Source organism: Paraclostridium sp. (assembly GCF_051656405.1).
Classification (GTDB): domain Bacteria; phylum Bacillota; class Clostridia; order Peptostreptococcales; family Peptostreptococcaceae; genus Paraclostridium.
This window is the reverse complement of record NZ_JBOGBV010000048.1, coordinates 1-19768: the sequence shown is the minus strand read 5'-3', so window position 1 is coordinate 19768 and position 19768 is coordinate 1. Positions and strand designations below refer to the sequence as shown.

The 19768-nt window shown below is 28.8% G+C and carries 20 protein-coding genes; 16 read left to right on the top strand and 4 right to left on the bottom strand.

The window, feature by feature from the left end; genetic code table 11:
* Nucleotides 1–30 precede the first annotated feature (30 nt).
* Genes ACRDDE_RS06760 through ACRDDE_RS06745 form a run of 4 tightly spaced genes read left to right on the top strand, consistent with a single transcriptional unit; the run spans nt 31 to nt 4031 of the window.
* Nucleotides 31–1224: an SIS domain-containing protein gene (locus ACRDDE_RS06760; RefSeq protein ID WP_438626472.1), complete on the top strand. Its 1194-nt coding sequence runs from the start codon at nt 31–33 to the stop codon at nt 1222–1224.
* 17 nt (nt 1225–1241) lie between these two features.
* Nucleotides 1242–2117, top strand: a complete 876-nt coding sequence (locus ACRDDE_RS06755) for a tagatose bisphosphate family class II aldolase (protein WP_438626471.1) — start codon at nt 1242–1244, stop codon at nt 2115–2117.
* Entirely contained in the window at nt 2095–3033 is a 939-nt protein-coding gene (gene pfkB, locus ACRDDE_RS06750) for a 1-phosphofructokinase (protein WP_438626470.1), read from the top strand. The genes ACRDDE_RS06755 and pfkB overlap by 23 nt, the downstream gene beginning before the upstream one ends.
* A 23-nt stretch (nt 3034–3056) precedes the next feature.
* Nucleotides 3057–4031 carry an N-acetylglucosamine kinase gene (locus ACRDDE_RS06745; RefSeq protein ID WP_438626468.1) on the top strand — a complete coding sequence of 325 codons (975 nt, stop codon included), beginning with the start codon at nt 3057–3059 and terminating at the stop codon, nt 4029–4031.
* A 26-nt stretch (nt 4032–4057) separates the two neighbouring features.
* On the opposite strand, the gene ACRDDE_RS06740 is transcribed toward ACRDDE_RS06745, so the two are convergent.
* Nucleotides 4058–5206, bottom strand: a complete 1149-nt coding sequence (locus ACRDDE_RS06740; RefSeq protein ID WP_438626467.1) for an AraC family transcriptional regulator — start codon at nt 5204–5206, stop codon at nt 4058–4060.
* A 191-nt stretch (nt 5207–5397) separates the two neighbouring features.
* Between ACRDDE_RS06740 and ACRDDE_RS06735 the strand changes: the two genes are divergently transcribed.
* The 3 genes from ACRDDE_RS06735 to ACRDDE_RS06725 are packed head-to-tail and all read left to right on the top strand — an operon-like array spanning nt 5398 to nt 8008.
* Nucleotides 5398–6630 (top strand): competence/damage-inducible protein A, encoded by a 1233-nt coding sequence (locus ACRDDE_RS06735; RefSeq protein ID WP_438626465.1) that lies wholly within the window; start codon nt 5398–5400, stop codon nt 6628–6630.
* 13 nt (nt 6631–6643) lie between these two features.
* On the top strand, nt 6644–7432 hold the full coding sequence (locus tag ACRDDE_RS06730; protein WP_438626464.1) for an HAD family hydrolase: 789 nt from the start codon (nt 6644–6646) through the stop codon (nt 7430–7432).
* Between the two features lie 9 nt (nt 7433–7441).
* Nucleotides 7442–8008, top strand: a complete 567-nt coding sequence (locus ACRDDE_RS06725) for a DJ-1 family glyoxalase III (RefSeq protein WP_438626463.1) — start codon at nt 7442–7444, stop codon at nt 8006–8008.
* A gap of 72 nt (nt 8009–8080) precedes the next feature.
* On the opposite strand, the gene ACRDDE_RS06720 is transcribed toward ACRDDE_RS06725, so the two are convergent.
* Nucleotides 8081–9421, bottom strand: coding sequence for a sigma-54 interaction domain-containing protein (locus ACRDDE_RS06720; RefSeq protein WP_438626461.1), 1341 nt, complete (start codon nt 9419–9421; stop codon nt 8081–8083).
* 291 nt (nt 9422–9712) lie between these two features.
* Between ACRDDE_RS06720 and ACRDDE_RS06715 the strand changes: the two genes are divergently transcribed.
* Nucleotides 9713–10663, top strand: a complete 951-nt coding sequence (locus ACRDDE_RS06715; RefSeq protein ID WP_438626460.1) for a DMT family transporter — start codon at nt 9713–9715, stop codon at nt 10661–10663.
* Nucleotides 10664–10697: 34 nt separating this feature from the next.
* Here the strand turns inward: ACRDDE_RS06715 and ACRDDE_RS06710 are convergent, their stop codons facing one another.
* Entirely contained in the window at nt 10698–11642 is a 945-nt protein-coding gene (locus ACRDDE_RS06710) for a TIGR01212 family radical SAM protein (protein ID WP_438626458.1), read from the bottom strand.
* 125 nt (nt 11643–11767) lie between these two features.
* Entirely contained in the window at nt 11768–12310 is a 543-nt protein-coding gene (locus ACRDDE_RS06705) for a DUF308 domain-containing protein (protein WP_438626457.1), read from the bottom strand.
* A gap of 139 nt (nt 12311–12449) precedes the next feature.
* Here ACRDDE_RS06705 and ACRDDE_RS06700 point away from each other — a divergent pair, with 139 nt between their 5' ends.
* The 8 genes from ACRDDE_RS06700 to ACRDDE_RS06665 all read left to right on the top strand — a co-directional run.
* Complete coding sequence (locus ACRDDE_RS06700) at nt 12450–12878, top strand: DMT family transporter (protein WP_438626455.1); 429 nt, start codon at nt 12450–12452, stop codon at nt 12876–12878.
* 237 nt (nt 12879–13115) lie between these two features.
* Complete coding sequence (locus ACRDDE_RS06695; protein ID WP_052951954.1) at nt 13116–14027, top strand: LysR family transcriptional regulator; 912 nt, start codon at nt 13116–13118, stop codon at nt 14025–14027.
* Between the two features lie 228 nt (nt 14028–14255).
* Nucleotides 14256–15464 carry an acetyl-CoA C-acetyltransferase gene (locus tag ACRDDE_RS06690; protein WP_438626454.1) on the top strand — a complete coding sequence of 403 codons (1209 nt, stop codon included), beginning with the start codon at nt 14256–14258 and terminating at the stop codon, nt 15462–15464.
* Nucleotides 15465–15574: 110 nt separating this feature from the next.
* Entirely contained in the window at nt 15575–16699 is a 1125-nt protein-coding gene (locus tag ACRDDE_RS06685) for an acyl-CoA dehydrogenase (protein WP_438626452.1), read from the top strand.
* 28 nt (nt 16700–16727) lie between these two features.
* Nucleotides 16728–17525: an electron transfer flavoprotein subunit beta/FixA family protein gene (locus tag ACRDDE_RS06680; protein ID WP_438626450.1), complete on the top strand. Its 798-nt coding sequence runs from the start codon at nt 16728–16730 to the stop codon at nt 17523–17525.
* A gap of 54 nt (nt 17526–17579) precedes the next feature.
* Nucleotides 17580–18554 carry an electron transfer flavoprotein subunit alpha/FixB family protein gene (locus ACRDDE_RS06675; RefSeq protein WP_438626448.1) on the top strand — a complete coding sequence of 325 codons (975 nt, stop codon included), beginning with the start codon at nt 17580–17582 and terminating at the stop codon, nt 18552–18554.
* Nucleotides 18555–18632: 78 nt separating this feature from the next.
* The gene (locus ACRDDE_RS06670) at nt 18633–19013 is read left to right on the top strand and encodes a hotdog domain-containing protein (RefSeq protein ID WP_438626446.1); all 381 of its coding nucleotides are present in this window, start codon (nt 18633–18635) and stop codon (nt 19011–19013) included.
* Nucleotides 19014–19035: 22 nt separating this feature from the next.
* Nucleotides 19036–19768, top strand: a 733-nt coding sequence (locus ACRDDE_RS06665) for a 3-keto-5-aminohexanoate cleavage protein (protein ID WP_438626444.1), incomplete at its 3' end; no start/stop codon positions are given.

Genomic DNA, 19768 nt, shown 5'->3' with positions numbered 1-19768 from the left:
TAATATAAAGAATAATAAGGAGGGGTACAATTGGAATCTGTATCTAAAAAAATATTGGGGATAGACATAGAAACACTAGAAGCTTGTAAGGGATTAAATACTGCAAAAGAAATATCACAACAATCTAGAGTATGGAGAGATGCTATAAAAAATTTATATGACAATAGAGATGATATAAAAGCGTTTATTGAAGATATTACTAGTAAAAAAAATTGCAGAATTATATTAACAGGCGCTGGAACATCTGCATTTGCAGGAGAAACTTGCGAACCTTACTTAACGAAATTATTAAACAAAAAAGTAGAAGCAATAGCTACAACAGATTTAGTTGCAAGTCCTAGTAATTACTTTATAAAAGATACACCAACTATTTTAATCTCATTTGCAAGATCAGGCAATTCACCAGAGAGTGTACACGCAGTAAAACTAGCAAATGAAATTATAGATGATTTATACCAAATCATAATAACTTGCAATGAAAATGGTAAATTAGCATTAAATACAAAAGATGATGAAAAAAGTTTATTACTTCTTATGCCACCAGAGACTAATGATTTAGGCTTTGCAATGACAAGTAGCTTTACAACTATGGTTTTAAGTTGTGTAGGAGTATTTAATATTGAACAAATTGAAATGTTTATAGAAGATACAAAAAATCTTTCAAAATCTGTAGAAAAATTTATAGAAACAAATTTAGAATCAATAGATAAACTAGCAAAAGAAAAATTTGAAAGAATAATATACTTAGGTTCTGGAACAAGTAAAGGTATAGCTAGGGAGAGTGCACTGAAAGTTTTAGAGCTAACAGCTGGTAAAGTAAATGCAAGTTATGATACGCCTTTAGGTTTTAGACATGGGCCTAAATCGGTTATAAACGATGAAAGTATAACTGTAATTTATATATCAAATGAAAATTACACTAGGCTTTATGATTTAGATTTGGCTAAAGAAATGTTAGTGCATAGAAAAAAAGATAAAGTTGTATTAATAGGTTCAAACATAAATCAAAATTTAAAAGATAAAGCTGATTATGTATTTAATATAGAAAATATTGATTACAACATAGAAAATGAAGCACTACTTCCATTACAGCAAATAATATTTGGGCAGATATTATCATTTTTTAAATCTAAAGAGTTAGGAATTACACCAGATAATCCATGTCCAACAGGAGAGGTAAACAGAGTAGTACAAGGGGTTATACTACATGATTTAAATAAATAAAAATAGGGGGGAATAATATGAGTTTGTTATCGACTAAAGAAATTTTGATTAAAGCTCAAAAAGAGGGATATGCAGTTCCGGCTTTTAATATACACAATTTAGAGACAATACAAGTTGTTTTAGATGCAGCTAGAAACTTGAAATCACCAGTTATTTTAGCTGCAACTCCATCAACTGTAAAGTATGCAGATGAGAACTATCTCTTAGCTATAATTGAAAAAGCAAGTGAACTAAACGATATACCATTAACATTTCATTTAGATCATCATGAAAATGTAGAAGACATAAAAAGAATAATAAAGCTTGGTTGCAAATCAGTTATGATAGATGCATCGAAGCACGAGTTTAGAAAGAATATAGAAATTGTAAAAGATGTAGTTGAGTTTGCTCATTTATATGGAGCTACTGTAGAAGCTGAACTAGGAAAGCTTGGTGGAGTAGAGGATGATTTAAATGTAGATGAAAAGGATGCATTTTTAACAGATCCAAAAGAAGCGTATGAATTTGTAAAAAGCACAGGAGTTGATTCACTAGCAGTTGCAATTGGAACAGCTCATGGACTTTATAAAAGTGAACCTAAATTAGACTTTAACAGATTAGAAAAAATTAAAAATATGGTTGAGGTACCATTAGTACTTCATGGTGCGTCTGGAGTACCTTATGAATCAGTTCAAAAATCAATTGAAAAAGGTATATGTAAAGTAAATATAGCAACAGAACTTAAAATACCTTTTTCAAATGCTATAAAACAATATTTTAATGAAAATCCTAATGCATCTGATCCAAGACAATATCTAGTGCCTGCAAAGAATGCTATGTATGATGTTGTAGTTGAAAAAATAAAGATGTGTAAGAGCGAGAATAAAGCACATGATATCAGTTATAACATTTAATCCATCTATAGATAGATTATATAAGTTAGATAAATTTGAAATTGGTTCTGTTCAAAGAGCTGATTTAGTTAATCCAACTGCAGGCGGAAAAGGGTTAAATGTAGCAAAAGTTTTAAGAAGTCTTGGGGAAGATGTTAAGTGTATAGGATTTTTAGGTGGATTTAATGGGGAGTATATAAAATCCAAATTAAAAGATATAGGAATAGAAAATAAATTTACAAATATACAAGAAGAGACTAGAATTTGTTTAAATATAATAGATTCAAACAATATAAGTACAGAAGTGCTAGAAAAAGGTCCAAATATAAGTGAAGAAGAAATTCATAGATTTGAGAAAGACTTAGAAGAAGTTTTAAAAGATACACATGTTTTAGTTGCTTCAGGTAGTTTAGCAAAGGGCTTGCCAACAGATTATTATTTTAAAATAGGGGAAATATGCAATCAAAGAAATATAAAATTTATTTTAGATAGTAGTGGGGATAGCCTTAGACTAGGTATGAATGCAAGTCCGTATCTTATAAAACCTAATATAGATGAATTAAAAGATTTAAGTGGTGTAGAAATAAAAAATATAGAGGATGTTATAAATGCAGCCGAAAGCATGCTTTCAAGTGGAGTAAAAAATATATGTGTATCAATGGGAAAAGATGGGATGGTATTTGTAAATAAAGATTATATATATAAAGTTGAAATACCTAAAATAGAAGTTATAAATCCTGTTGGAAGTGGAGATTCAAGTATAGCTGGTTTTGCTTTAGGAATATATAAAGGTTATGATTTAGAAAATACTTTAAAATTAGCAAATGCATGTGGAATATCAAATGCAATGAATATATCGACAGGATCTATAAATTTAGATGATATTAATAAATTTATAGATGAAATTAAAGTAAATGAATATGTTAAAAAAACTTAATCTACCAATATAGGAGGGCGTATATGTATTATATAGGGGTAGACGGTGGAGGTACAAAAACTACATTTACCATGATAAATAATATGGGGGAAAAAATTACACAATATACAACGAAAACGATTCATTATGAGCAAGTAGGATTTGATGGATTAGAAGATATATTGAATGAAGGATTAAGTAAAATTATAGAAAAATCAAATGTGGATATTAATAAAATAGATAGTGTTTTTCTTGGAATTCCTGGATATGGAGAAGTTAAAAGCGTTGTAGAAAAAATAAATTGTATATGTGAAAGAGTATTTAACAAAATTGATTTTAGAATTGGAAATGACGTAGAAGCTGGATTTGAAGGTTCCCTAGCAGGTAAACCTGGAATAAATATAGTTAGTGGAACAGGCTCAATTGCACTTGGAAAAGATTTATATGGAAATACAATAAGATGTGGCGGATGGGGAGATTATGTAGGCGATGAAGGATCTGCACATTGGATAGGAAAAAAAACTATTGAAGTATTTTCAAAAGAAGCTGATAAAAGACTAAACAGAGGTATGATTTATGAAAAAGTCAGAGAACACTTAGATATAGATGATGATTTTGAAATAATTGACTATGTTTTAAATAAAATAAATAAAGATAGAACTCAAATTGCACAGTTTTCTAAAATATGTTTTGAAAGTGCTAAATTAAATGATGAAAATGCATTAGATATATTTAATTTAGCTGGATATGAGCTTAGTTTATTAGCAAAGATGATAATAAGTGAATTGGAATTTGAAGATGAAATAACTATATCTTATTCAGGTGGAGTATTTAAAAGTGGAGACTTAATTATTAACCCGATAAAAAATAATTTAAGCGGATATAATGTAAAGCTTATAAAACCTATATTAGAACCAGATATGGGAGCGTGTTTACTAGCTTATAAAATAAAAAATAATCATGTAAGTAATGAAGTTTTAAATAATATGATTAATAAAACTGAATATAGTTTTTCATAAAATAAGGAAGGTAATTTTACCTTCCTTTACTTATATATAGATTTGGAATATTCAGTGGGGGATATTCCAAAATGAGATTTAAATTTACGGGAAAAATAATGAATGGAAGAAAAACCTAATAACTCAGAAATTTGACTAAATGTATAACTAGAACTTTTTATAAGTTCTTTACTTTTCTTTAGTTTTATATCGTTTATATAATTGTTAACTGTTTTATTTGTATTTTTTTTAAATAGAGAATGTAAGGTTGTACTACTTATACAAAATTCATTACATAATGTACTTATGTTTATTTTTTTATTAATGTTTTTATCAATATATTTTAAAATATTATTTAACTGATCGTCTTCATAAGATTGTTGCATATGTGTAGTTGGTTTGTGCTGGCCTTGTAAGTTTTTAAATCTTAAAGTATTTATAATAAGTTGCTTTAAGTAACAAAGTGATAGGTCGTCAGAATATATATCTTGATTTGATAACTCATTAATAAGGTTTTGAATAATATGATGTGAATCGCGGTTTAATGTAAATACTTTATTGCATAGAAACTCATAATCATTAAAATCCATATTAAAATTTATGGTTAGATATGAACACGTATTTTCTTCTATTGTATATTGATTATGAAATTGAAGAGGTGCATAAAATATCAAATCACCTTGATTTAGAGTATAAGAGTTTTTATCTATATCTGTATTTAATACTCCCTTATCTACATAAGTAAGTTCCCAATAAGGATGTGATTCTCCCTGGAAAATATAACTACAACCTTTTTCTTGATAAAATTTAGTATAAATTTCTTTTATATGTAATGAAGGCGATATAGATGAGTATACGTAATCGTGTGTTAAAGGTATTGAATTAAATTTACATGAAGGGTTTGATATATGTATTGAAGACTCATCTGATATCGATATAAAGTTGAAATAAAGTCCTTTTTTTAACTTAAGAGGTCTATTTACTATAAACGAGTTTAAGCTAGAAGAATCAAATGACACTAAAATCATAACAACGCCAGATAAAATTTTTATAAAAACCTCATCGTTTGTTAAAAATTTTAAATCACTAATACTCTTATTTGTAAAATTATGAAGATAAGAGTTATCAATTTCATTATAAGTATTTATTACTTCTCCAAAAAATTTAAACTTAGGAGATGTGATTTTATCAAACATAACAACCTCCAATTATAGGATATAATATATATTATATGAATGTTAAATACTAAATACAATAAATATAGGATTAAAATATTTTGTATATCTAAATTAGATATGAATGTGAATAAGCTAAAAAAGTAGAAAGCAATACTAATTTAAATATGGTAATATTAGGGTATAAATATATTAAGGAAAAAGGTGATAAAATGAGAGCTGAAATTATAACTGTAGGAACAGAAATTTTATTAGGAGATATCGTAAATACAAATTCTCAGTTTTTAGCAAAGGAATTAGCAAACATTGGGATAGATGTATATCATCAAGGTACAGTTGGAGATAATGAAACAAGACTGATGGAGTCTTTAAATGAAGGTTTAAAAAGAAGTGATATAATAATTACCACTGGAGGTCTGGGACCAACAAAAGATGATATGACTAAAGAAGTAGCTGCTAAGTGTTTTGGTCAAGAATTGGTTTTATATATGGATATTTGGGAAGATATTAAATCTTATTTTGATAAGTTAGGGTTTGAGTTAACTGAAAATAATAAAAAGCAAGCATATTTTCCAAAAGACTGCACTATATTAAATAATCCTAATGGAACGGCTCCAGGAGCAATATTAAAAAAAGATAATAAAATGATAATACTATTACCAGGACCGCCAAAAGAAATGATACCTATGTTCAATAATGAGTTAAAGAAACACTTATTATGTTCAACTGATTATAAACTTGTATCAAAAACATTAAGATTCTTTGGAATAGGTGAATCTTCATTAGAAGACAAGTTAATAGATATGATAAATAATCAAAAAAATCCTACGATTGCACCTTATGCTAAAGAGGGTGAAGTAACTATTAGAATAACTGCAAAAGCTGAAAATAATGAAAAAGCAAATGGCCTAATAAAAAATGTAGAAGATGAAATCAATAATAGGGTAGGAAATTACATATATGGTTATGAGGATACTACTTTAGAGGAAGAAGTAGCAAAATTATTGGTTGAAAAAAATATGACTATAGCTGTAAGTGAATCATGCACAGGAGGAATGGTTTCATCAAAACTAATAAACTATCCTGGGATTTCTCAAAGTTTCTTAGAAGGATGTGTTACTTATTCTAATGAAGCTAAAATGAAAAGGCTAGGGGTTAAAAAAGATACTTTAGATAAATTTGGAGCAGTAAGTGAAGAAACAGCTATTGAGATGGCTATGGGAGTTGCTAAGTCTTTAGGTGCTAATATTGGGGTATCTACAACTGGAATAGCAGGTCCTGGAGGCGGAACTGATGAAAAACCGGTTGGGTTAGTTTACATAGGGCTTTATATAAATGGAGAAATTAAAGTTAAAAAATGTAATTTAGCTGGAAGTAGAGAGAAAATAAGATCTAGAGCGACAAGCGAAGCACTAAACTTATTGAGAATAGAACTTATAAAGTAAAAGGAGTAAGCTAATGATAAAATATATATTTTGTGATTTAGATGGAACATTATATCATAATGGAATATCTAAAGAAGATGCAAATGCTATAAATAATATAGAAAAACAAGGAGTTACATTTAATATAGCTACTGGAAGAATTTTTTATCAAGCTGTAAAGATGACTCAAGATGATATTGATATGAATGGATATTATATATGTGAAAATGGATCATATATATATGATTGCAATAAAAATTTAGTTTTTAAAGGAACAATAGATGATAATATAGTAAAAAAAGTGATTGCTTTATATGAATCAGATAACGCAACCTTATACTTTAAGTACAATGGAAAGGTAGTACTACTAGAAGAAAATGATTGTTTTAAGATTTATTCAGATGAATATTTAGTAGATAAAGAATTTGCAAATAAAAATACCTACAATGACCTTGTAGGTAATATAGGTATAGTATCTAAAGATGTAGATGAACTATATAGATTAGAATCTTTTTTAATTGAAGAATTCAATGATGTTTTAGACATATATTTTTCATCTGAATATACTTTAAACTTAGTTCCTAAAGGTGTTTCAAAACATGCAGCTATAAAAAATGTATGCAAAGGTTTAGGAGTTAGTTTAGATGAAGTAGCAACTATAGGAGATTCTCCAAATGATATAAGTATGCTTAAAACTACTAAATATAGTTTTGCAATGAAAAATTCAAGAAAAGAAGTACAAGAAAGTGCAAATTATACTGCTAGTTCTGTAGAAGATGCAATTAGAAAAATAAAAGAAATTAATGAAGATTTAAATTCATAGGAGGAAGTTATGAAGAAGGTATTAGTTTTATTAGCAAATGGATTTGAAGAAATAGAGGCATTAAGTGTAGTTGATGTATTAAGAAGAGCGCAAGTAATTTGTCATATGGGAAGCCTTGACACTGAATATGTAAAAGGCACTCATAATATAGAAGTTAAATCAGATGTAAATATAAATGATATAGATATAAATGAGTATGATGGAATTGTATTACCAGGAGGACTTCCAGGAGCATATAATCTAAGAGATAGTGAAAAAGTTAGAGAAATAGTACAAAAACTTAATGACGATGGGAAAATTATAGCTGCTATATGTGCAGCTCCAGAAGCACTAGAAAGTTTTAATATATTAAATGGGAAAAAATGCACATCATATCCAGAATTTATACAAGATAAGAGCAATCTAAAATATATAGAAAATGAAATAGTTGTAGAGGATGGAAATATAATAACTAGTAGAGGACCAGCAACAGCTATAGAATTTTCATTAGCAATACTGAAGAAACTTGGATACAAAAAAGAATATGAAGAAATAAAAGAAGGTATGTTAGTAAACTTTTATAATAAATTTAAATAAAAATTATTAATTAAAAACCATTAAGTGATAAATATATAAGCTTAGCTTATATATTTATCACTTTTTTTATATTTATAAATATTTTCGTATAAGTCTACTTGCTTTAGATTGAGATATGTTTAATGCTTTAGCTAACTTATATGAACTTGGATTGTTTTTATAGTATTTACAAATTAAAAGCTTCTCATAGTTTTCCATTAAATTATCTAATGAATTATTTTCTTCATCTTTTACAAAATCTACGTGGGTAAGGACTGATTTTGGTAAGTGGTGTAACTCAATATAATCTGAGCTTGAAGTAACTAAAATATTTTGAATTATATTTTCAAGTTCTCTCATATTTCCAGGGTAATTGTAGTTCAAAAGTACGTTTATAACTTCTGTAGACATACTTTTATCTAGATTGAAAATATTTGAGTATTTTTTGAAAAAGTGAAAAATAAGCTCCAACAAATCTTCTTTACGATCTCGAAGAGGTGGGATTTTTAGTTCTACCACGTTTATTCTATAATATAAATCCTCTCTAAATTTTTTCTGATTTATAGAATTTATCAAATCAACATTAGTTGCAGAAATAAATCGTATGTCTACTTTTTTAGTTTTTACCCCTCCAACTGAAGTAAATGTTTTATCTTGAATAAGTTGTAAAAACTTAGATTGAAGTTCTTTGGGTATATCACCAATTTCATCAAGAAATAAAGTCCCTTCATTTGCTAACTCAACTAGTCCTATTTTACCTTTTGAATTAGCACCAGTGAATGCACCACCTTCGTAACCGAATAATTCAGATTCAAGAAGATTTGGAGAAATGGTTGAACAATTTATTGTTATAAATGGTTTGCCTGCTCTCTTACTATTTAAATGTATGTGTTTAGCAAGTGTAGTTTTACCACATCCCGATTCACCAAGCAATAAAACATTTACATTTGTTTTAGCAACATTTTTTGCTATTTCTAAAATCGATTTCATGCTCGAACCTTTTATAGTAGTATCATTATAAATTAATGACTGAGATTTATTAAATGAACTTATTGTATTTTCATATAATTTTATTTTTTCTTTTATACTATTTAACTCACTTATATCTCTAGAATTTTCTACTATAAATTCTATGTCTCCATTTTCATCAAAAACAGGTGTTGCAGTTATTATAAGTGTTTTTCCAGTTATAGTTTTTTGTTCCATAGAAACCTTTTTCTTGTGTTTAACAACAGCAGGAATAGGTGTTTGATTAGAGTACCCAGCTTCATTTAAGAACATTGCTGTTTTTCCTATCATATCCTCTCTATCTATACCATAGTTAGATTCAAATGCTTTATTACAATAAATCATATACCCATCTTTATCACATACAAAAATTTCATCATGAGAAGATTCTACTATTCTTTCGAAAAAATCTTTAGTGTATTGCATTAATATATCCCCCAAAAATAATAAATTATAAACTATGTATTTAAAACTCCTTAATTATAGTATATATATAAGTCAAAATCAACTCATTATAAACGAATACTTAATTGATTTTAACATTATAAGTCTATTTTGACTTGCATGAAAAGTAGAAATAAGTTTGATTTGACTTATATATGATAAGAAAATGTTTCCAAAGTAAGTGATTTCAATTAGAGAAAGCTTGGAATGATTTGGCATAGAAATTGCTAAAATAAATAATTGTAATAGTCGTATAGATAGGAGGGTTTTTTTATGGAACAAAGAAGTAAAGGGTATATATTTGTTGTAACAGCAGGAGTTTTATGGGCTACCATTGGATTATTTGCAAACTCATTATTAAACTTAGGTCTAACTCCAGAACAAGTTGCATTTTTAAGATTATTTTTGGGGTTTTTGATATTATTTATTTATAGTTGTGTAAAAATGCCAAATGCACTTAAGATAAACAGAAAAGGATTGATGTATTGTATTCTTGTAGGTATAATAAGCCAGGCTGGGTTTAATATATGCTATTTTAATGCTATAGATTCTATTGGAGTTTCGGCATCTGCAGTACTTTTATACACATCTCCATTATTTTTAGCAATGTTATCAATGGCAATTTTTAAAGAAAGACTTAATAAGTCTAAAGTCATGTCACTATGTATTTGTTTTTGTGGATCTATACTAGCAGTAACAGGAGGAAGTTTAGATTTAGGTCAACTTAGTACACAAGGTATTTTACTAGGTATAATGTCAGCTATAACATATGCATGTATGTCGATAATAAGTAAAGGGGCTTTAAAAGAATGTGAAGGAATAACATTGTTGATATATGGATTTTTAATAGGATCTATATTAATGATACCTTTAGCAAATCCTATACAAATTATTTCATATGCAAATAATATAGGTACTGTATTTATTATATTAGGTTTAGGGGTAATACCTGCAGCTGGTGCATATATATTTTATCTGAATGGAATTTCAACAGGTATTGATTTATCAATAGCTGGAATATTAGCATCTGCAGAGCTTATAGTATCTGTAATAATAGGGTGGACATTGCTTGGAGAAAACTTTTCTATAGTAAAAGCTATAGGGGTTTTATTTATGGTTATTTCTGCGATTATATCAATTAAAAAGCCTAATAATAAATTTGAAGAAGAAGATAATGATAATCTTAACTCAGGAAATAAAATAAAACTTCATACAGCAAATTAACTGTAATAAAAAATAAGCTATCTAATTATATAGCTTATTTTTTATTACAGTATTTAATTCCTTGATACGAATTTCTTTCTCTCATAGTATCATCTATAGCATTTAGAACTTCCCACTTTTTAAGACTCCACATAGGACCTACTATTTCATCTCTTTTACCGTCTCCAGTAAGTCTATGAACTACCATTTCAGGAGGAATAATTTCTAACTGGTCACACACTAAGTTTATATAATCATCTTTCTCCATTAAGTTAAACATACCTTTTTTTAGCATGTTTTCCATAGGTGTTTCTTTTAAAACATGAAGTAGGTGTATCTTTATTCCATGAACACCAAGATCAGCAACTGCTTTAGCTGTTTCCATCATCATATTATAGTCTTCTCCAGGTAAGCCATTTATGATATGAACAACTGTTTTTATATTATGCTTTTTTAACTTTTCAACACCTTCTAAAAATGTATTATAATCATGACCTCTATTTATAATTTTAGATGTTTCATCATGAATCGTTTGAAGTCCTAGTTCAACCCATAAATTTGTTTTTTTATTAAGCTCAGATAAATATTCTAAAACATCGTCTGGTAAACAATCCGGTCTAGTAGAAACTGAAAGTCCTATTACATCATCTAAATTTAATATAGTTTCATATTTTTCTTTTAATACACTTACTGGAGCATGAGTGTTAGTAAAAGCTTGGAAATATCCAATGTACTTTGCATTATGCCATTTTTTATGCATCATTTCTTTTATATCTTCAAATTGCTTTATTAAATTATCGTTAGGATTTCCTGCAAAATCTCCAGAACCTTGTTTACTACAGTAAGTACATCCACCATAAGCAACAGTTCCATCTATATTAGGGCAAGAAAAACCTGCATTTATAGATACCTTAAAAACTTTTTCTCCAAAATTGCTTCTAAGGTAATAATTCCATGTATGATACCTTTTATTATCAAAGGCATATTTAAAATTTGTCAAATTAATCACCTTTTCTTTATTTGTATTAAATTTACTTATACAATATTAACATAAAAAACAATCTTATACAAACTAAGGATTAATTTAACTATAAAAAATAGTACCTTAATTTAAGGTACTATTTTTTATAGTTTTTTTAACTTATTTCCAGTTGATAAAAGTTGGAACCCGATTAAAACGAAAATTAAAGATAAAAATGTAGCTATAAATCCTGATAAGAATAAAGGTGAAAAGATTAGTATTAATCCACATATTAATAAAAAACCATTAAAACCATTAAACTTTATATAAGGATTTTTTCTGCTATTAAAAAAAGCAATAATTTGTGTTACTAAAAGATATGCACCAAGTATAGATGAAAAGAATCCTTGTATTTGTTGAGGGAAAATAAAAAATAATAGCGCAACAACTATAAGAATAATTTGTCTGCTCTTATAAGGCTTTAGAGTTTCTTTAGACTCATATCTTTTAAGTTCGTTTATAGTTTTTAGATTTAAGTATGCTAAAAATAAACAAACTGCTCCTAATCCAAATGATAGTACTTTAATGCCTAAATTTTTAAATAAAAGGGAAAGAACACCAATGATTAAAAGTAAAATTCCCATCATTATAAAATTATTTGCATTTTCTTTTTGATTAAAATTATTAAAATTAAAATTTATATTCATTTATATCACCTCTTTAAATCATTAAAAAAATTATAACAAAAAAAAAGAAACTATAAAATACTTTCTTTTAAATTTCTATTTAAAGTAATTTTAAAAATGCTTGTATCATAAGATTTTATTATGTAAAGGAGTGAGTCAATTGATAAAATTAGTATCTATAATATTTGCAATACTAGCGGGAGGATCTACAGCTCTTGAGGCTTTTATAAATGGAGAGTTAGGGAAAAGTACATCAGCAGTTACAGCAACTTTTATAAGTTTAGTAGTAGGATCAGTATTTTTTTTAATAAACATGCTAATAACTGGGGAAATTAAAACTTTTTTAGCTACTGAAGGGATAAGTCCTAAACTATTACTTGGAGGTATATTTGGAGGATGTATAATCTATTTTACAGTTAAGGCAATGGATGGAATAGGGCTTTCAAGTACATTAACTATAATCGTAGTTTCACAAATTCTTATAGGTTTTTTTATAGATGTGGTTGTTCTTAAAGAGCAAACTATGTATTTATATAAATATGTAGGTGCAATTTTACTATTTATAGGAACCTTTTTTATAGTAAGTTGAGTTTATTTAATCATTATACATATTTAGATATCTGACTACAACTGTTCTAAAATACAATTGAAAATAAGGTCGATTAAGACAAAATTATACTTGTGATTTTATCAATTCCTGTGTTTTTTTCAGACTATAAGAGTTTTTGTGTTAGTATAATATCATAGACACATCTTATATAACCCTAGATATATATAATTAAATACTAATAAGTGTATAAAAAATAAAAAAAGGAGGTTGCAGAATATGAATATAAAAGAAATAATATATTTCTTAGAGGTAGTAAAAGAAAAAAACTTCACTAAAGCTGCAAATAATTTATATATATCACAACCTGCTCTTAGTAAAGCAATAAAAAACTTAGAAAAAGTAGTACAAACACAACTAATAGAAAGATATACAAAAAACTTTAAATTAACCTATGAAGGTGAAATATTTTATGAAAATTCAAAAAAATCAATTGATATTATAAATACAGAGCTATTCAAACTCCAAGATAGTATAACAAATTTTGGGAAAACGCTAACACTAGGTATACCACCAGTTATAGGCAGCGTGTACTTTACATCTGTCGTAGCTAAATTTAAACAAGAATACCCCGACATAGATATACATATAGTAGAAGAAGGCGCAAATAATATAAAATACAAAGTAGTAGATGAAAGTATAGAGCTTGGAGCAGTAATATTTCCAGTAGAAGAAGACAGTATAATAGCCTCAGAGATAGTAAGTGGGGATGTAGTGTTAGTTATAAGTAAAGATCATCCGTTATCTAATAGAAAAAGCATTGATGTTAAAGAACTAAAAGATGAAAGATTCATTGTATTTAATGAAAACTTTATGATGTACAATAAAACAATAAATGCCTGCAAAGCTTCAGGATTTGAACCTAATATAGTAATGAAAATCTCACAATGGGATTTTATTTTAGAGATGGTAGCTTTGAATGAGGGAATATCAATAATGCCAAAACTAATAGTTCAACGATACAAAATGAATGGAGTAAATATGATACCTATCTCTAAACCTGAAATAAAGTGGAATATTGGTTTTATAGTTAAAAAGAATAAATATATGTCTAAAACACTAAAGTTATTTGCAGAATACGCAACAGATCATATAAGAAAAGAGTATGGAAATCACAAAGAAGATAATTAATCACAAATAGGATAAAATATTGAATGCTTTTAATTAAATGATTAAAAGTATTTTTTTATAAAGGCAATAACTAGAGATTATAACTAAAAGTTATGAACACATAGTTTTTTGGAATTTTACAATAAAGCTTTACCTATATATACTTATCTTAAAGAGAAAACTTAAAAAAAGGATATAAAATTGGGATAAATACAAGTTTCAAAGATTTAAAAAATAGGGGGAAAAAGAATGTCTAAAGTATATATAGTAGATGCAAAAAGAAGTCCAATTGGTAAGTTTTTAGGGGGATTATCTACAGTAGCACCAGCACAACTTGCTGGTCAGGTAATTAAATCAGTAATAGAAACCAATAACGTAAATGCAAGTAACGTAGATGAAGTAATACTAGGGAATGTATTGCCAGCAGGTCAAGGGCAAGGTATAGCAAGGCAAGCCTCAATATATGCTAATATACCATATGAAGTTCCGGCTTATTCAGTAAATATAATATGTGGAAGTGGTATGAAAACAGTTATGACTGCATACTCACAAATAAAATCAGGAAGTGGAGACTTAATAGTAGCAGGTGGAGTAGAAGTGATGTCTCAAGTTCCATATGTAACGGAAACTATAATAAGAACGGGTAGCAAAATGGGTGGTATGAACCTTAAAGATAGTTTAGTAGCAGATGGTCTAACTGATGCATTTAACAATTACCACATGGGAATAACTGCTGAAAATATAGCTCAAAAGTATAGTATAACAAGGTGTATGCAAGATGAATTTGCTTTTAAATCTCAACAAAAAGCAATAAATGCAATAGATAACGGAAGATTTGTGGATGAAATAGTTCCAATAGAAGTAAAAACAAGAAAAGGTTCAGTAATAGTAGATACTGATGAATATCCAAATAGAAATACAAGCTTAGAAGCAATTTCAAAATTAAGGCCGGCATTTAAAAAAGACGGGACTGTGACAGCAGGAAATGCATCTGGTATAAATGATGGAGCTAGTATAGTGCTTGTAGCATCTGAAAAGGCAGTTAAGGAATATGGATTAAAACCAATAGCTGAGTTAGTATCAGTAGGTCAAGGTGGAGTAGATCCATCAGTTATGGGACTTGGACCTGTACCAGCAGTTAAAGATGCATTAGAAAGAGCTAATATGAAATTAGAAGAAATAGATTTAGTTGAATTAAATGAAGCTTTCGCAGCTCAATCTCTTGGAGTAATCGAAGAGTTAAAAGAAAACCATGGTGTGGATGATGATTGGTTTGAAGAGAGAACAAATGTTAATGGTGGAGCAATAGCAATAGGTCATCCATTAGGTGCATCTGGAGCTAGAATAATAACGACACTTTTACATGAAATGAAAAAGAGAAAATTAAAACATGGGTTAGCATCGCTTTGTATAGGAGGGGGAATGGGAACTTGTGTAATAGTTAAATTAATAATATAGGAAACACATACATCTTAAATGGATTGTTAAAATATTATTAAAGATGTATGCTAAGTAACTAGTTTAATTATAAAAAGCTAATCATTTTTAGAAAAGAGGGGATATTTTTAATGGAAAAGTATGAATTATTAAAACAAATGTATAGTGAGTTTACAGAAAATGAGGTAGCTCCTATAGCTCATGAAATAGATGAGGAAGAAAAGTTTCCATATAAAACTGTTGAAAAAATGGGTAAATATGGATTTTTAGGGATACCTTTCCCTAAAGAGTATGGTGGAGAAGGCGGAGACTATTTAGGTTACGCAATAGCTGTTGAAGAATTATCTAAAGCATGCGGAACTACAGGGGTAATAGTTTCAGCTCATACTTCATTATGTGGAAGTCCAATATTTGAGTTTGGTACAAAAGAGCAAAAAGAAAAATTCTTAGTTCCTCTAGCAAAAGGTGAAAAATTAGGTGCATTTGGTTTGACTGAGCCTAATGCAGGTACAGATGCAGCAGGACAACAAACTACAGCTGTATTAGATGGAGATGAATACATATTAAATGGTACAAAGGTATTTATAACTAATGCAGGACCAGCTGATATATATGTAGTAATGGCTATGACTGATAAATCTAAAGGAACTCGCGGAATATCAGCGTTCATAGTTGAAAAAGAAACTGAAGGTTTCTCTATAGGGAAAAAAGAAAAGAAATTAGGAATAAGAGGGTCTGCAACCTGTGAGTTAATATTTGAAAATTGTAGAATACCTAAAGCAAATATATTAGGGAAAGAAGGTCAAGGTTTTAAAATAGCTATGAAGACACTAGATGGTGGGCGCATAGGAATAGCAGCACAAGCTCTTGGGATAGCTCAAGGAGCATTAGATGTTACTGTTAGTTATGTTAAAGAAAGAAAACAATTTGGTAAAAGTATAGCTGCATTCCAAAACACTCAATTTGAGTTAGCTGATATGAAAACTAAGATTGAAGCTGCAAGACATTTAGTATACAATGCTGCAACTAAGAAAGATTCAGGTAAATCATACAGTGTAGAAGCTGCAATGGCAAAACTTTATGCTGCAGAAGTTGCAATGGAGGTTACTACTAAAGCAGTTCAACTTCATGGTGGATATGGATATACCCGTGAATATGAAGTTGAAAGAATGATGAGAGATGCAAAAATAACTGAGATATATGAAGGTACAAGTGAAGTTCAGAAAATGGTAATAAGTGCAGATTTACTTAAATAGTTTTGAGAGAAATTTGGGAGGAAAAAACATGAATATATTAGTTTGTATAAAACAAGTGCCAGACACAACAGAAGTAAAGTTAGATCCTAAAACTGGTACATTAATAAGAGATGGGATTCCAAGCATAATAAATCCTGATGATAAAGCAGGCATAGAAGAAGCAATAAAGATAAAAGAGCAAACAGGAGCTACGATAACTGTATTAACAATGGGACCTCCACAAGCTAAAAATGCACTAAAAGAAGCTTTAGCAATGGGTGTTGATAGAGCTATACTTCTTACAGATAGAGCATTTGCTGGAGCTGATACACTTGCAACTTCAAAAACAATAGCAGGTGCTATAAAGAATATAGAGCATGATTTAATAATAGCAGGAAGACAAGCTATAGATGGAGATACTGCACAAGTTGGTCCTCAAATTGCAAATCATCTTGATATACCTTCAATAACATATGTTGAAAAGATTGAAGTTGAAGGGGATAGCATAACAGTAAATAGAGCATTTGAAGATGGACACCAAGTTATAAAGGCTAAGATGCCAGTACTTATAACTACTTTAAAAGAAATGAATAGCCCAAGATATATGAAAGTATCTAGAATATACGACTGTATGTCAGAAGATAATATAGAAACTTGGGGATTAAAGGATATAGAAGTTAATATAGAAGAAATAGGATTAAAAGGTTCACCAACTAAAGTTAAGAAGTCTTTTACTAAAGGAGTTAAAGGTAAAGGAACACTACATGATGTAGATGAAAAAGAAGCAGCATTATTAATTGTAAACTCTTTAAAAGAAAAGTTTATATTAACTGAAGCAAAAGCTTAAAAAATAATTTGACAAAAATTAATAAATCAGTAGTAATTAATGGGAGGAAAAACAATGAGTGTAATGGTTTTTGTTGAACAAAGAAGTGGAAAAATACAAAATGTTTCTTTGGAATTATTAGGAAAAGGCAGAGAGTTAGCTGACAAGATAAATAGTAAATTAAGTGCTGTATTATTAGGCCATAATATAGAAAATTTAAGTGAAGAACTTATACAATATGGAGCAGATGAAGTAGTTTACGTTGAAGATGAAAATTTAGATGTATACTTAACTAGTACATATACGAAAGCTCTTACAGAAGTAATAAATAAAAAAAATTCAGATATAGTCTTAGTAGGAGCAACTACAATAGGTAGAGACTTAGCTCCAAGAGTAAGTGCTACTATAGGAACAGGACTTACAGCAGACTGTACATCACTTGAAATAGATGAGGAAAACCAAGGATTATTAATGACGAGACCGGCATTTGGTGGGAATATAATGGCTACAATAATATGTCCAAATCATAGACCACAAATGAGTACTGTAAGACCTGGTGTTATGAAAAAATTAGAAAAAGATATAACTAGAACAGGAAATGTAGAAAAGATAGATGTTAAATTTTTAGAGGACTACAAAAATGTACAAGTATTAAAATATGTTAAAGAAAATATAAAAAAGGTTAATATAGAAGATGCAAAAGTTCTTATATCAGCAGGCAGAGGAATTGGATCTAAAGAAAATATGGATGCTTTATATGAACTAGCAGATTTATTAGGAGCTGAAGTAAGTGCTTCTCGTGCTGTAGTTGATGCAGGATGGATTGATAAGTCTCGTCAAGTAGGTCAAACAGGAAAGACCGTAAGACCAGATGTATATATCGCTTGTGGTATATCAGGAGCAATACAACATTTAGCTGGTATGGAAGAGTCTGAATATATAATAGCTATAAATAATAATAGTGATGCAGCAATATTTGAAGTAGCAGACCTTTCTTTAGTAGGAGATGTTAACAAAGTAATTAAAAACTTAATACAAGAGTTAGCATGATAAAAAGATTTTAACTAATTGGTATAGGTAAAAACCTATACCAATTAGCTAATATATATTTATTAAGGGGGATTTCACATGAAAGCAATGATAAGAATTAGAATGGGAAGCCATGATGCTCATTATGGTGGAAACTTAGTAGATGGGGCTAAAATGCTTCAATTATTTGGAGATGTAGCTACTGAGTTACTTATTCAAAATGATGGAGATGAAGGATTATTCAAAGCGTATGATAGTGTTGAATTTTTAGCACCAGTATATTCTGGAGATTATATAGAAGCTGTTGGAGAAATAGTTAATATAGGGAATAGTTCAAGAAAAATGGTATTTGAAGCTAGAAAAGTTATAGTACCAAGATTTGATATAAGTGATTCAGCAGCAGATGTTTTAGAAGAACCAATAGTAGTTTGCAAGGCAAGTGGAACTTGTGTAGTACCTAAAGACAAGCAAAGATATTAGCTTAAAAGGGGGGGAGATTAATATGGAAAAAGTAATAATTACAGCAGCTATATGCGGTGCAGAGGTAACAAAAGAACATAATGAAAATGTTCCATATACTGTAGAAGAAGTAGTAAGAGAAGCAAAAGCTGCTTATGATGCTGGAGCTAGTATAATACATCTTCATGTAAGAAATGATGATGGTACTCCAACTCAAGATATAAATAGATTTAAAGAATGTATGTATGCAATAAAAGAGGCTTGTAAAGATGTGATTATTCAACCTTCAACTGGAGGGGCAGTTGGGATGAGTAATGAAGAAAGAATACAACCTGTAAATTTACTTCCAGAAATGGCAACACTAGATTGTGGTACTTGTAACTTTGGTGGAGATGAGATCTTTATTAATACTGAAAATACCATAAAAGAATTTGGCAAAAAGATGATAGATTTAAGCGTTAAGCCAGAAATAGAAGTATTTGATAAAGGTATGATAGATATGGCGTTAAGGCTTAATAAAAAAGGATTCATAAATGATAATATACATTTTAACTTTGTAATGGGAGTTAATGGTGGTATAAGTGGAACATATAGAGATTTAATGTTTATGAGAGAAAGTATACCAAGTAATGCTACTTTCACTGTAAGTGGTGTAGGAAGATGCCAGTTTGACATGATAGCACTAAGTGTGTTAATGGGAGGGCATATCCGAGTAGGATTTGAGGATAATGTTTATATGGAAAAAGGGATAAAGGCTAAATCTAATGGAGAATTAG